Source organism: Cryobacterium sp. LW097 (genome assembly GCF_002205495.2).
Taxonomy (GTDB): Bacteria; Actinomycetota; Actinomycetes; order Actinomycetales; family Microbacteriaceae; genus Cryobacterium; species Cryobacterium zongtaii.
The window spans coordinates 3,484,439-3,497,777 of the sequence record NZ_CP021992.1; the positions used below are offsets into that span (position 1 = coordinate 3,484,439).

The window sequence follows — 13,339 nt, forward strand, 5'->3', positions numbered from 1 at the left end:
GACCCCACCGGCCGCCGGGCCCGACCGCGTCCTAGCCTGGCGGGCTCGACGTCTCAGTTTTTCCCATCATCCGCCACCTGGCCCACGGCCAGACGCCGTCCATCTCCACCTCGAGCGAGAAGCTCAGCAGCACCCGGATGATCACAATCGCCCCGAGCACCAGCACGCTCTCCACCGTGGGTTCCACCACGATGGTGCGGATGATGTCGGCCACGATCAGCACCTCCAGGCCCAGCAGAATGGCCCGGCCAAGCTCCCGGCGCATGGTCTGGTACGCCGTCGCCCGGGTGTCCGCGCGCAGCATCCGCGGGATGCCGGCTACCAGCGCCGCCAGCCCGCCGAACACCATGATGGCCGCACCCACCACCTCGACCACTCGCACGGCCGCCTCGACCACTGCCTCGAACGTCATCCGCGCATCTCCCGCCGTCACCGTTGGCGCGAAGATACTCCCTCAACAGGCTCGACCGGCAGCAGCACAGGCGGAGAAATTCCCCAAACGCCGTCTGCGCGGGGTGCTCGGCCGGCGTTTCGGCGAAAAATTCCGCCTTTACGTCACCGGCCGTAGGCTGATCGAGACCGCAGCGCACCACACAGTCAACCAGCAGGGATCCCGATGACCACACCCCGCCGTCCCGCCGGAACGGATGCGAGCGCGCACCCCCGCCTGCAGCGGAAGGTCGTTCGGGTGCTCATCCTCGGCCAGATCCTCGGTGGCATCGGCATGGGTGCCACGCTCTCGCTCGGCGCCCTGCTCGCCGCCCAGCTCTCCGGCTCGAACGCCTGGTCGGGCATGGCCGCCACGATGAGCACGCTGGGCGCGGCCGTGGTGGCCGTGCCGCTTGCCCGACTGGCCCAGGCCAGCGGCCGGCGCCGGTCCCTCGCCACCGGCGCCGGGATCGCCGGCGTCGGTGCCATCCTGGCCATCACATCCGTCGCGCTGGACACCTTCCCGCTGCTGCTGCTCGCCCTGATGCTGCTGGGCGCGGGCTCGGCCACCAACCTGCAGGCCCGGTTCGCCGCCACCGACCTGGCCGGCGCCACCACTCGCGCCCGCGACCTCTCGATCGTGGTGTGGTCGACCACCATCGGCGCGGTCCTCGGCCCCAACCTGTTCGGTCCCGGCGAGGTCGTCGGCGCGCAGCTCGGCCTGCCGCCGCTGACCGGGGCATTCGCCTTCTCCCTCGCCGCGCAGGTCGGTGCCGCACTGGTCTACACGATCGGGCTCCGCCCCGACCCGCTGCTCACCGCCCTGTCGGTGCGCGAGGCGCGGCCGACAAGCACCCGGCAGCACGGCGGCCTGGCCATCGTGCGCTCCAACCCGCTGGCCCGTTATGCCGTGGTGGTCATCGCCCTCAGCCACGCCACCATGGTGGCGCTGATGTCGATGGCCCCGGTGCATCTCTCCGAGCATGGCGCCTCACTCACCATCGTGGGCCTCACCATCAGCCTGCACGTGGCCGGTATGTACGCGCTGTCGCCGCTGTTCGGCGCCCTGGCCGACCGGCTGGGCCGGGTGCCGGTGATCCTGGCCGGCCAGGCCCTGCTGTTGGCCGCGCTCGTGCTGTTCTGGCTCGCCGGCGAGAACGCCACCGCCATGACAGTCGGGCTGATCCTGCTCGGGCTCGGCTGGTCGGCATCCGTCGTGGCCGGCTCGGCGCTGATCACGGAGGCCGTGGGGGTGCACGACAGGTCGGCGCTACAGGGTTTCTCCGACCTGTCGATGAACGCCGCCGGCGCCCTCGGCGGGGCCCTCGCCGGCCCTGTCCTGCTGCTGGTGGGCTACTCGGGCCTCGGCGTCGCCGCCATGGCCCTTGTCGCGGTGGTGGTGGCCTGGTCGCTGCTGCGTCGCCCGGCACCCACGCTCAGTTGAGGCACTCAACGGTCGCTTATTAGGACAAAGTTCGTTTAATAGGATGCTTTGCCCGGCGGATTCAACCGGTCAGCGCAACACCGGTCGGTTGTGGCTTCGAGAGTAGCTCGTTGAGGGCTTCTTTCGGGGTTTTCCAGTCGAGGGTTTTGCGGGGGCGGTCGTTGAGCTGGTTGGCGACGTAGTCGAGGTAGTCGTGGTGGTAGCCGGAGAGGTCTGTGCCTTTCGGGAAGTACTGGCGCAGCAGACCGTTGGTGTTCTCGTTGCTGCCGCGCTGCCAGGGTGAGTGCGGGTTGCAGAAGTAGATGTCCATGTCGAGGGCGATTCGGATCTGCGCGTGATTGGCCATTTCTTTGCCCTGGTCCCACGTGACGGATTTGCGGAGGAATTCCGGCAACCTGCCCATGGTCTCGATCATCGCCTGCTGGACCTCGTCGGCGCCGTGTTTGTCGGGCAGGTGCAGCAGCATCACGAACCGGGTTGTGCGTTCGACCAGGGTGCCGATCGCGGAGCCGCTGTCTTTGCCGACGATCAGGTCACCCTCCCAGTGTCCGGGAACTGCCCGGTCTTCGACCTCGGCGGGCCGGTCGCTGATCAGCACCATGTCGCGGATCCGGCCCTGGCGTTGGGTGGCCCGGCGTTGCGGTTTACGGAGCGCTCTCCCAGTGCGCAACGCCACTGTCAGGTCGCGGCGCAACGCCCCGCGGCCCTGAACATACAGGGATTGGTAGATCGTTTCGTGTGACACCCGCATCTCCGGATCGTCGGGGAAGTCCAACCGCAATCGTCGCATGATCTGCTCCGGGCTGGCCTTCTCCGATAGCCGATTCTGAACCTCGTCCCGGAGCCTGTCATTCAGGGCCAGTTTCGCTGGTTTCGGGCGGGACATCCTCAGATCTGCGCGACGCTGCGCTAACAACGGCGAGTACTTCACCGGCGTCGAACGGGGCCGCCCCATCCTCGACCGCGGTCGGTATTGATGAGGCAGATTTCGCTCCAACTCCCGCAGCACCGTCGACGGATTGCGTCCGATCGACCGGCTGATCGCTCTGATCGACAGGCCGGCGCTGATCCCGGCCAGAATCAGCTCGCGTTCACGAATCGACAAAAACCGTTCGGATGGCGGATTCAACGACAACGGTGTCATGCCACCAGCATTGCGGAACCACACGTCACCCTCCTGCGATGACATGCCCGCAACCGCGGCAGCGTCCTGCGTCGTAGCTCCGTCCCGAATCGCTGTCCAGAACACCCGACGCACAGCACGGGAAACAGGAATACGCATCATCACTCCAAGAAGTCAGAGTGTTGCGCTGACCCCTTGAGCCCAAGCCCTGGGGTGACCCGTGCGTCCTGGACACTGTTCCTGATCATTTTATTAGGCCGCTGCCGGGGTGGCGTTGGCTGTTTTTGCCGTGTTGGCGAACGTGGTGAGGGCTTCGGCTGGTGTTTTGTAGCCGAGGCTCTGGTGCCGGCGCCGGGTGTTGTAGTGCCCGATGTATTTCACGACCTCATGGGTCGCCGCGCGGCGGGTGGTGAAGGTGAGCCAGGTGAGTCGTTCGTTCTTGAGTTTGGAGAAGAAGGACTCGGCGACGGCGTTGTCCCAGCACTGCATGTTCGCGCCCATCGAACGGCGGATGCCGTGCTTACCGCAGTACCTCGCGAAGCTTTTCGCCCGGTATTGCGAGCCGTGATCAGAGTGGAAGATCGTCCCGGCCGCGACGTGGCCGCTCGCTCGCGCCCGGTCCAAGGCCCGGATGATCAGGCCCACGGTCTGGCGTTTCCCGGTCGCGTATCCGAGCACCGCCCGCGAAGCCAGATCGATTACCGTCGCAACATAGAGCCACCCCTCACGGGTATGGACGTAGGTGATGTCGCCGACCAGGATCGCTCCTGGGGTGAGGCTGCTGAAGAGCCGGTTCACCAGGTCGACCGGATCAACCTCACGACTGCTGCGCTGGTTGGCTTTCTTGAACGCCGCCTCGGCGAACAGCGGGATCAACCCCAGTTCGCGCATCCGCGCAGCCACCGTTTTACGGTCAACGGCCACACCGTCGGCATGCAGCGCGGCGGTCACTTTGCGATACCCCACCGACCGCTCCGACGCCGCGAACTCGCAGATCACCAGCGCAGCGAGCTCGTCGCGACGCTGAGCTCTCGGTGAGGGTTCGCGCCCGGCCCAGTCGTAGTAGCCGGACCGGGACACCCCCAGCTTCTCGCACAAATACGACACCGGTAGGTCCGCCTTCAACCGGTCGATCACAACGAACCGTTGTCCTCGCGATCGAGTTCCCGGAAGAAGGCGTTCGCTTTTTTTAGGAACTCCACGTCCCGTTGCAGCCGCGCGTTCTCTTTCTCCAGATCCCGGATCCGTTCTCGTTGCTGCCGGGTCAACGCCCGTTCCGGGTCGATCTTGTTCAGCCGGGCCTGGTTCACCCAGGCCCACAAGGTCTTATCCGAGATGCCCAACTCCGCGGCCACCTGCGTGATCGGCCGCCGCGTCGACGTCACCATCTCGACAGCGTTCCTTCGTTCCTTGTCCGTGAACCTCCGACGGGGACCGGACTTCCTGACTGCTCCCATGATTTCATCCAATCAAATAGGAACACTGTCCGGAAGCACCGGGTCACCCCACCCGATTCGGTCCTAATAAACGCACTATTTCCTAATAAAACGGTGCGATTGCCTCCGGGGCACACCCACCACGCCGGCTACACGCTGGTGACGTCCTCCACCTCACCGACGAGCTCCTCGATGATGTCCTCGAGGAACAGCACCCCGGTGGCGACCCCGCTCGTGTCGAACGAACACGCCACGTGCGAGCCGGTGCGGCGCATGGCCGCGAGGGCGTCCTCGAGGTCGCTGTCTCGCAGCACTGTCGCCAGCTTGCGCACCCGCTTGACGGGCACCGGCTGCGCGAAGGCGTCCGGTCCGGTGAGGTCCATCACGTCCTTGAGGTGCAGGTAGCCGGCGGGCAACCCGGCCCCGTCGGTGAGGATGTAGCGGGAGAAACCGTGCTCGGCCACCGCCCGTTGCAGGTCCGCCGGCGATGCATGCTCGGGCAGGAATACGATGCCGGACAGTGGCACCTCCACGTCCAGGACCCGCTTGGTGGTGAACTCGAACGCCGCCGAGAGCGTGCCGGAGGCATCCATCAGCATGCCCTCACGGGTGGACTGCCGCACGATGCCGGCGACCTCGTCGAGCGTGAACGCGCTGGTGGCTTCGTCCTTGGGGGTCACCCTGAACAGCCGCAGCACCCCGTTCGCCAGCCAGTTCAGGCTGAAGATCACCGGTTTGAACACCGTGGCCACGAACACCAGCGGCGGCGCCAGGATCAGCGCGGCACGGTCGGGCACCGAGAACGAGATGTTCTTGGGCACCATCTCGCCCAGCACCACGTGCAGGAAGGTGACCAGGCCCAGCGCCACCGCGAACGCGATCACACCGATGGCCTCTGCGGAGAGCGACGTGAGGCCCAGCGGGATCTCGAGCAGGTGGTGGATCGCCGGTTCGGACACGTTGAGGATCACCAGCGAGCACACCGTGATGCCCAGCTGTGAGGTCGCCAGCATGAGCGTGGCGTGTTCCATGGCCCACAGGGTGGTCTTGGCGGCCTTGCTGCCCTGCGCGGCCAACGGCTCGATCTGCGAGCGTCGGGCCGAGATCACGGCGAACTCGGCGCCGACGAAGAAGGCGTTGACGGCCAGCAGCACAACGAGCCAGAGCAGCCCGGGAAGGTACTCACTCATGGGTCGGCCTCCCTTCACTAGCAGCGGTCACCGGGTCGAGGTCGGCCGTGGTTGCGGTGGGGGTGAGACGGATGCGCGAGACGCGGGCGCCGTCCATCCGCTCGACCCGCAGGGTGCCCACGTCGATGGGCACGGTGTCGCCCAGCTCGGGCATCCGGTCGAGCCGGTCGGTCACGAATCCGGCGATGGTGTCGTAGTCGCCGTCCTCGGGAACGGTGACGCCGATCCGCTCGAGCAGTTCGTCGGGGCGGAGGCCCGCGTCGAAGACGATGGAGCGGCCGGTGCGCACGATGCCGGGCTTGGCCCTGTCGTGCTCATCCTCGAGTTCGCCGACGAGTTCCTCCACGAGGTCCTCGAGAGTGACGATGCCGGCGGTGCCGCCGTACTCGTCGGACACCACGGCGATCTGCAGGCCCTGCTGGCGCAGGGTGCCGAGCAGCCGGTCGACGCCCATCGACTCCGGTACCCGCAGGGCGGGCAGCATGAGCTCGTCGGCCCGCACCAGGGTGCGGCGACCCAGGGCCACCGCGAAGGCCTGCTTGACGTGCAGCACGCCCAGGATGTCGTCGGTGTCCCGGCCGATCACCGGAAACCTGGAGAAGCCGGTGGCGCTGGCCAGGGTCACGACGTTCTCGGCGGTGTCGCCGGCCTGCACCGACGACATCTGCACCCGCGGGGTCATCACGTCGGCGGCCGAGAGCTCGGCGAACCGTAGCGTGCGGCCCAGCATTTCGGCGTGGTCGGCGTCCAGCAGCCCCTCCAGGGCCGACCGGCGCACCAGGAAGCCGAGCTCCTCGGCGCTGCGCGCGCCGGAGAGTTCCTCCTTGGGCTCGATGCCGACCAGGCGGATGAGGGCGTTGGCGGTGTTGTTGAACAGCAGGATCACGGGCTTGAACACCGCCGTGAACGCGGCCTGCATCGGCACGACGAACTTGGCCGTGGCCAGGGGAACGGCCAGGGCGAAGTTCTTGGGCACGAGCTCGCCGATCACCATGGAGAACAGGGTGGCCAGCGAGATGCCGATCACGGTGCCGAGCACGGGCACGACGCCCTCCGGCACCCCGAGGTCCGTCATCGGGCCGCGTAACAGCGAGCTGATGGCCGGCTCGAAGGTGTATCCGGTGAGCAGGGTCGTCAACGTGATGCCCAGCTGTGCACTGGAGAGGTGCGTCGAGGTGATCCGCAAGGCCTTGATGGTGGGGCCGAGACGTCTCTCGCCGCGGGCCGCTCGGGCCTCGAGCTCATTGCGGTCGAGTGTGACGAGGGCGAACTCGGCTGCGACGAACACGCCGGTGCCGAACGTCAGGATGAGCCCGAGGCCCAGCATGATCCATTCGTTCACGAGGTGGCTCCCTGTGCCCGGAAGTTCTGTGTCCGAAAAGCTTCGGGGCGGGCAGGGAGCAAGGGTTTATGCGTGGGAGGGTCATCCATAGTCACTCGAGCCTAGGGCCGCTCCCTGTACAAACGCACAGGATCACCCGCCGCCGGGTCTGGCGGATAAAACCTTGCACCGTTAGGTTTGTTCCAGCAGAAGAATCAGGCACTTACTTCCAAAGGAGCACGTATGTCCAGCACGCCCTCGGTCCAGCTCTACACCGTGAGGGATGCCATCTCCGCAGACCTCCAGGGGGCCATCGCCCGCGTCGCCGACATCGGCTTCACCAAGGTGGAGCCGTACGCGTTCGTCGACCGCGCGGATGAGTTCGAGAAGGCGTTCGCGGCATCCGGCATCTCGGCGCCGTCCGGACACGCACCCGTCATCGATTCCGACGACCCGGCCCGCACCTTCGACGCCGCCGCACAGCTCGGCATCGGCACGGTCATCGACCCGTTCATCCCGAGCGATCGGTGGCAGACCGCTGACGACGCCGCCAGGATCGCCGACCGCGTGAACGAGCTCCAGGTGCAGGCGGCCGCTGTCGGCCTGGGCTTCGGCTACCACAACCACCAGTGGGAGTTCGCGAACAAGGTCGACGGCCGCAGCATCTACGAGCTGTTCCTCGACGGCCTCTCCCCCGACGTGGTCCTCGAACTCGACACCTACTGGTCGACCGTCGGAGGCGCGGACACCCCGGAGCTGCTACGCCGCCTGGGCGACCGAGTGCAGTTCCTGCACATCAAGGACGGCCCGGTCCAGGGCGACATCGTCACGACGCTGCCCGGCAGCGACAGTGCCCTGAACGTGTCCGATGCGCTCGTCACCGCCTTCAGCAGCCAGCTGCCGGCCGGCAGCGGCGACGTCGGCGTCGCCGCCATCCTCGAGGCCGCGCCGCACGCCCTGCGCGTGGTGGAGTTCGACGGCTACGCGGGTGATGTCTTCGAGGGCATCGCGGCGTCGTTCGCCTGGCTCGCGGAGAACGACAAGTGAGCCGCACCGGACGCGTCGGCGTCGGTGTCATCGGCGCCGGCGTCATCAGCGGCACCTACCTGGAGAATATGACGGCGTTCGCCGACCTCGACGTGCTGTTTGTCGCTGACCTCGACCTCGATCGCGCCCAGGCTCAGGCCGAGGCCTACGGGGTGCCCGGACACGGGTCCGTCGAGGACCTGCTGGCCAGGGACGACATCGAAATCGTCGTGAACCTCACCATCCCCGCCGTGCACACCGCGGTGGGTGAGCGCATCATCGCCGCCGGCAAGCACGTCTGGAGCGAGAAGCCTCTCGCCCTTGACCACGACTCCGGCGCGGCACTGCTCGCCGCGGCGGACGCCGCGGGACTCCGCGTCGCCTGCGCGCCGGACACCGTGCTGGGTGCGGGCATCCAGACCGCCATGCGGGCCATCAACCGCGGCGACATCGGCGAGCCGCTGACGGCAACCACGATGTTCCACGTTCCCGGCCCCGACGCCTGGCACCCGAACCCCGAGTTCCTGTTCGCGTACGGCGCCGGGCCGCTCTTCGACATGGGTCCGTACTACGTCACGACGCTGGTGCACGCGTTCGGCGCCGCCAGCCGGGTCGGCGCGGTGTCGTCCACCTCCAGCGCGGTCCGCACCATCGGCAGCGGCCCACGCGCCGGCACCGAGTTCCCGGTCGAGGTACCCACCCACCACGCCGCGGTCATCGCGTTCGAGGGCGGTCAGTCGGCGCAGTCCACCTTCAGCTTCCAGAACGCGCTGCCCCGGATGGGCTTCGTGGAGATCAGCGGCACCGAGGGCACCCTGGTGCTGCCGGACCCGAATACCTTCGAGGGCGAGTCCACCCTGTGGCGGTTCGGCCACGAGGAGCCGACCACGATCGCCGCGGTCGGGTCCACCTATGGTCGCGGGTCCGGCGTGCTCGACCTGGCGCGGTCGATCCGGGCCGGCGTTCCCGAGCGGGCCAGCGGCGCGGTCGCGGCGCACGTGCTCGATGTGCTCCTGGCTGTGTCCGAGGCCGCAGAGACCGGCACCACGGTCGATGTGGCGTCAAGCGTCACCCAGCCCACGCCGCTCGCCGAAGACTGGGATCCCGCGGCGGCCACCCTGTAGCGCGCTCCGCACCGCGAACTGTGACCTAAGCCCCAGAAACGCGGGTTTTTCGGGTTCAGCTCACAGTTCGCGTGCGGGCCAGGGCTATCACGGCCTCGACGTGTGCACCCATGTCGCGGCTGTCGTCGAACATCCACTGCACCTGCATACCGTCGCTGACCGCCATCAGGATCGACGCCAACATCTCAGGGTCGACCGAGTCGTCGAGCCGCCCGGATGCCTGCATGCGGCGCAGCCCGGCCGTGATCGTGCTGCGCGAGTGCGCGTAGCGTTCCCGAAAGTACTCGTGCGCCGGATGCTCAGGGTCGGTCGCCGCCGCGGCGGACAGGTTGGCGAACATCTGCACGAGCCCGGGCACCTCGGCGTTGTGCCGGATCAGGGCCGCGAAGGTGGCCGCCGGGTCCGGGTCCTGGGGATCCTTCGACGCGTCGATCTCGTCCCTGGTGCGGAGGATGGCCACCCAAAGGTCATCCTTCGACTCGAAGTAGTGCAACAGGCCGGCCTGGGTGAGCCCGACCGCGGCGGCGATGTCCCGTACCGAGGTCTGACGGAAGCCCTGCCGCGCCACGAGCGCCAGGGCGGTCTCCAGGATCTCGGCGCGCTTCGCAACGCCTTTCGGGTATCTGCCCAGGGTGGCCATGGTTCAAGGCTAGCGAGGTTCCGCGAACCGTGAGATAAGCACCGAAAATCCCCGGATTCCGGGGCTGAAGCCCGCCGCCGCCAGGCTGGCCGCCTCGACCCAGAGCGCCCACCAGTAGGCCCCTTGGCCGCCGTGCCGGAGAATGGGAGGACCACGAGAGGGGCGGCATGTCGAAGAAGAAGCGAGCAGAACAACTTCGGGCGATCGCAGCGCACGTCCTGACGGCTCCGATCCTGCTCGAGGGGGATGCCGACGAGCTCCTCACCGTGCTGCGCGCCGGCGCGCGAGCGGCGGGAATCCCGGTGACCGACCACGCACTGGCGGCGCGCCCGGCCCGCGTGGTCGTGCTGGCCATCGACCGGGACGCCCGGCGATCCTCGCTCGTGAAGGCCGCCACGCTGCTTCGCGAGCTGGAGAACCACATCGCACCTGACGCCGTGCGGATCGTCGTGGTGCAGAGCGCCAGATCCAGGCTCGCTCCCCCGAAGCTGCAGCGCCTGGTCGCTTCGGAAATCCTGTTCCATGTCGCCCTCGCGCTCTCGAATGTCGTGCCGGGCCAGAAGGAGCGCACCCTCCGGCAGCGGTTCGGCCTCACCACCCTGGACGCGGCAGGCTTCCGGATCCTGCGCTTCGGCTAGCCGCACCCGGGATATTGCCAAGTGAGGGTTACCTAACTTAGAGTGAGTCGGGATGACTACTCTCACCGCCAGTCCGGCCCGTCCCGTGCGTCCACAGATCACTCTTCACGTTGTGCACCGCGAACAGGTGAGCCCTCATCTGGTACGCATCGTCCTCTCCGGCGAGCAGTTCGACAGGTTCGTGACCAACGACTCGACCGACAAATACGTGAAGATCCACTTCGCCAAGCGGGAGCTCGGTCTCACGCCGCCTTTCGATATCACGGCCCTGCGGGAGATCCTCCCCCCTGAAGACCTTCCGGTGACCCGCACCTACACAGTGCGCCAGGTGGACCTCGACGCACGCACTCTCACGATCGACTTCGTCGTGCACGGCACCGAGGGTCTGGCCGGTCCGTGGGCCGACGCGGCCCAACCGGGTGACCTGCTCTCGTTCTCCGGCCCTGGCGGCGGCTACGCCCCCGACCCCGGTTCGGCCTGGCACCTGTTCGCCGGCGACCAGTCCGCGCTGCCCGCCATCGCGGCCGCGCTGGAGTCGTTGCCGGCCACGGCAGCGGGACTGGCCTTCATCCAAGTGGCAAGCGCGAGCGAAATCCTGGAGCTGACCGCGCCCGGTGCGGTGCAGATCCGATGGCTGTTCGGCACCGACCCGGCGCAGCTGTCCTCCGCGGTGGACGCAGCCAGCTGGCTGCCCGGCCGGCCGCAGATCTTCGCGCACGGCGAGCGCTCGGCGATGAAGGCACTGCGCGATGTCTTCACGGCGCGTGGCGTGCAGAGATCTGAGCTCTCCCTATCGGGGTACTGGGCGCAGGGCCGCACCGAAGACAGGTTCCAGGCCGAGAAGCGTGAACCCATCGGCGTGATCCTGCCCGTCTCCTAGCGACACCGCCGGCGAAACGGGGCTTGCACCACGACCTCCTCGAATATATGCTGTCTTGAAGACAGTAAAGGCTTGAGGATGTGAAAGGACGTGCCACTGTGCCCCCCGAGGCCGACGCCGCATCACAAGGAACGTCCGCTCAGCCGTACCGTCATGAACAACTCGGGGCACTGCTCGAGGTCTTCTCGGTCTGGTCCTCCGCAACCTTCATCCGGGGACTGGCGGTCGAGGCCGGCGTTGATCTGGACGCCACCTCGATCGTGGCCGTCACGGTTCTGGCCCGCGACGGCGAACAGCGCGCATCCGCCCTCGCCTCCCGCCTGCGCGTGGGTGCCTCCGCGATCTCCAAGCTCAGCAACCGGCTCACCGCGCACGGCCTGATCGAGAAGCGTCAGGACCCCGACGATTCCCGGGCCACCCTGGTGCGGCTGACGCCCGCAGGAACAGCCGCCACGACGGCGCTGACCCGGGCCTGCGACGCGATGATGGCCGACCTGATGCGCCAGTGGTCAGACGACGACCGCGACGACTTCGACCGGCTCCTCCGCCGATTCCGAGATGACGCGCTCGCGTACGCCATCAGCGTTGAGGCACCGACACCTGAACCCACCACCGACCAGAAAGTAGATCGATCATGACCCGCACCTACCTTGTGACCGGCGCCGCCAGCGGCATCGGCAAGGCCACCGCCGCGCTCCTTCGTTCCAGGGGCCACAACGTCATCGGCGCCGACCTCAAGGACTTTGACATCAACGCCGACCTGTCCACGGTGCAGGGACGCGAGCACCTGATCCACGCTGCCGAGGAACTCTCCGGCGGCGTGCTGGACGGCGTCATCGCCGTCGCCGGTCTCAGCCACCCGATCCCGGTCACCGCCGCGGTCAACTACTACGGCACCGTCGCAACCCTGGAGGGCCTCCGCCCGCTGCTGACCCGGTCCCCAGCCCCGCGCGCCGTGGCTGTCGCCTCGATGGCATCGCTGCAACCCTTCGATGAGGAGCTGGTGCGACTTCTGCTGGAAGGCACCGAACAGGATGCCCTGGCCCGCGCCGCCGAACTCGCCACGACCCCGGCGACCGGGCACCAGATCTACTCGTCCAGCAAGCGGGCCCTGGCCCGGTGGCTGCGCACGACCGCACCCACCTCCGAGTGGGCGGGCGCCGGGATTCCGCTCAACGCGATCGCGCCGGGTGTCGTTCTCACCCCGATGACGACCGAGTTGGTCGCCACCCCCGAGGGCCGCGCAAAGCTGAACGAACAGGTGCCGATGCCGCTCAACGGGCCCTTTGACGCCGACGTCGCCGCGAAGCTGCTCGTCTGGCTGGCCGACGAGGAGAACTCGCACCTGTGCGGCCAGGTCATCTTCATCGACGGCGGCTACGACGCCGTCCTGCGCGGTGACAGCACCTGGTAACCCCGTTGCAACTCGGCAAGAAGAGCGTCATCGTCACCGGTGGGGCCTCCGGCATCGGCGGCGCCATCACCCGCACCTTCGTGGAACGCGGTGCCAGCGTCGTCGTGGTGGATATCGCCCGGGAGGCCGGGGAAGCCCTGGCCGCCGAGCTCGGCGACACCGCGGTGTTCCTGCAGGGCGACGTGTCCGATCCTGCCGTTCTCCTTTTCCACCGGGCTGCGCGCCACCATCAACTTCATGCGCGCCGCCTACCCGGAACTGAAGAAGACCACGGGATCGGTGGTGAACTTCGGCTCCGGTGCCGGCCTGGACGGTCAGCCCACCCAGGCCGCGTACGCGGCGGCGAAGGAAGCCATCCGGGGCCTCAGCCGCGTCGTCTCGAACGAATGGGCACCAGACGGCATCCGGGTCAACGTCGTGTGCCCCATGGCGATGACCGAGGGTGTGCAGGCCTGGTCACAGGCGTTCCCCGAGCTCTACCAGTCGACCCTGGCCAATATCCCCCTCGGTCGTTTCGGGGACCCGGGTACCGATGTCGCCCCCGCGGTCGCCTTCCTGGTTTCTGACGACTCGAGTTACATCACCGGGCAGACGCTCATGGTCGACGGTGGGACCATCAAGCTGCACTGAGTCGACAGTGCTGCGTCGACGCGGACGGCGTCAACGGCACGGCG

15 protein-coding genes and 1 pseudogene are annotated in these 13,339 nt (G+C 67.7%); 9 read left to right on the forward strand and 7 right to left on the reverse strand.

The window, feature by feature from the left end; all coding sequences use genetic code 11:
* Nucleotides 1-31: 31 nt before the first annotated feature.
* Entirely contained in the window at nucleotides 32-412 is a 381-nt protein-coding gene (locus tag B7495_RS16290) for a DUF1622 domain-containing protein (protein ID WP_088457505.1), read from the reverse strand.
* A 204-nt stretch (nucleotides 413-616) separates the two neighbouring features.
* Between B7495_RS16290 and B7495_RS16295 the strand changes: the two genes are divergently transcribed.
* Nucleotides 617-1,873 (forward strand): MFS transporter, encoded by a 1,257-nt coding sequence (locus tag B7495_RS16295; protein ID WP_088457506.1) that lies wholly within the window; start codon nucleotides 617-619, stop codon nucleotides 1,871-1,873.
* Between the two features lie 61 nt (nucleotides 1,874-1,934).
* On the opposite strand, the gene B7495_RS16300 is transcribed toward B7495_RS16295, so the two are convergent.
* The 5 genes from B7495_RS16300 to B7495_RS16320 form a co-directional block, all read right to left on the reverse strand.
* The gene (locus B7495_RS16300; RefSeq protein WP_121678506.1) at nucleotides 1,935-3,017 is read right to left on the reverse strand and encodes an IS30 family transposase; all 1,083 of its coding nucleotides are present in this window, start codon (nucleotides 3,015-3,017) and stop codon (nucleotides 1,935-1,937) included.
* 231 nt (nucleotides 3,018-3,248) lie between these two features.
* Nucleotides 3,249-4,133 carry an IS3 family transposase gene (locus B7495_RS16305; protein WP_205748755.1) on the reverse strand — a complete coding sequence of 295 codons (885 nt, stop codon included), beginning with the start codon at nucleotides 4,131-4,133 and terminating at the stop codon, nucleotides 3,249-3,251.
* Entirely contained in the window at nucleotides 4,130-4,384 is a 255-nt protein-coding gene (locus B7495_RS16310) for a transposase (RefSeq protein WP_240632287.1), read from the reverse strand. The genes B7495_RS16305 and B7495_RS16310 overlap by 4 nt, the downstream gene beginning before the upstream one ends.
* Before the next feature lie 197 nt (nucleotides 4,385-4,581).
* Nucleotides 4,582-5,622 (reverse strand): hemolysin family protein, encoded by a 1,041-nt coding sequence (locus B7495_RS16315; RefSeq protein WP_088457509.1) that lies wholly within the window; start codon nucleotides 5,620-5,622, stop codon nucleotides 4,582-4,584.
* A complete protein-coding gene (locus B7495_RS16320) occupies nucleotides 5,615-6,964 on the reverse strand; it encodes a hemolysin family protein (protein ID WP_088457510.1) in 1,350 nt (449 codons plus the stop codon). The genes B7495_RS16315 and B7495_RS16320 overlap by 8 nt, the downstream gene beginning before the upstream one ends.
* A gap of 222 nt (nucleotides 6,965-7,186) precedes the next feature.
* Between B7495_RS16320 and B7495_RS16325 the strand changes: the two genes are divergently transcribed.
* The gene (locus tag B7495_RS16325; protein ID WP_088457511.1) at nucleotides 7,187-7,990 is read left to right on the forward strand and encodes a sugar phosphate isomerase/epimerase; all 804 of its coding nucleotides are present in this window, start codon (nucleotides 7,187-7,189) and stop codon (nucleotides 7,988-7,990) included.
* Nucleotides 7,987-9,093: a Gfo/Idh/MocA family protein gene (locus B7495_RS16330; protein ID WP_088457512.1), complete on the forward strand. Its 1,107-nt coding sequence runs from the start codon at nucleotides 7,987-7,989 to the stop codon at nucleotides 9,091-9,093. Before B7495_RS16325 ends, B7495_RS16330 begins: the two co-directional genes overlap by 4 nt.
* A gap of 55 nt (nucleotides 9,094-9,148) precedes the next feature.
* Here B7495_RS16330 and B7495_RS16335 read toward each other — a convergent pair whose 3' ends face one another.
* Nucleotides 9,149-9,733: a TetR/AcrR family transcriptional regulator gene (locus B7495_RS16335; RefSeq protein ID WP_088457513.1), complete on the reverse strand. Its 585-nt coding sequence runs from the start codon at nucleotides 9,731-9,733 to the stop codon at nucleotides 9,149-9,151.
* 167 nt (nucleotides 9,734-9,900) lie between these two features.
* On the opposite strand from B7495_RS16335, the gene B7495_RS16340 reads away from it, so the two are divergent.
* The 6 genes and pseudogenes from B7495_RS16340 to B7495_RS16360 all read left to right on the forward strand — a co-directional run bounded on the left by B7495_RS16340 (nucleotide 9,901) and on the right by B7495_RS16360 (nucleotide 13,295).
* Nucleotides 9,901-10,371: a hypothetical protein gene (locus B7495_RS16340; protein ID WP_088457514.1), complete on the forward strand. Its 471-nt coding sequence runs from the start codon at nucleotides 9,901-9,903 to the stop codon at nucleotides 10,369-10,371.
* 52 nt (nucleotides 10,372-10,423) lie between these two features.
* Nucleotides 10,424-11,251 (forward strand): siderophore-interacting protein, encoded by an 828-nt coding sequence (locus B7495_RS16345; protein WP_088457515.1) that lies wholly within the window; start codon nucleotides 10,424-10,426, stop codon nucleotides 11,249-11,251.
* A 98-nt stretch (nucleotides 11,252-11,349) separates the two neighbouring features.
* Nucleotides 11,350-11,889 carry a MarR family winged helix-turn-helix transcriptional regulator gene (locus tag B7495_RS16350; protein ID WP_166788827.1) on the forward strand — a complete coding sequence of 180 codons (540 nt, stop codon included), beginning with the start codon at nucleotides 11,350-11,352 and terminating at the stop codon, nucleotides 11,887-11,889.
* The gene (locus tag B7495_RS16355; protein ID WP_088457517.1) at nucleotides 11,886-12,665 is read left to right on the forward strand and encodes an SDR family oxidoreductase; all 780 of its coding nucleotides are present in this window, start codon (nucleotides 11,886-11,888) and stop codon (nucleotides 12,663-12,665) included. Before B7495_RS16350 ends, B7495_RS16355 begins: the two co-directional genes overlap by 4 nt.
* An 80-nt stretch (nucleotides 12,666-12,745) precedes the next feature.
* Nucleotides 12,746-12,802 (forward strand): annotated as a pseudogene (locus tag B7495_RS19485) (hypothetical protein); the annotation flags it as partial.
* Between the two features lie 100 nt (nucleotides 12,803-12,902).
* Nucleotides 12,903-13,295: an SDR family NAD(P)-dependent oxidoreductase gene (locus B7495_RS16360; protein WP_255416757.1), complete on the forward strand. Its 393-nt coding sequence runs from the start codon at nucleotides 12,903-12,905 to the stop codon at nucleotides 13,293-13,295.
* Nucleotides 13,296-13,339 lie beyond the last annotated feature (44 nt).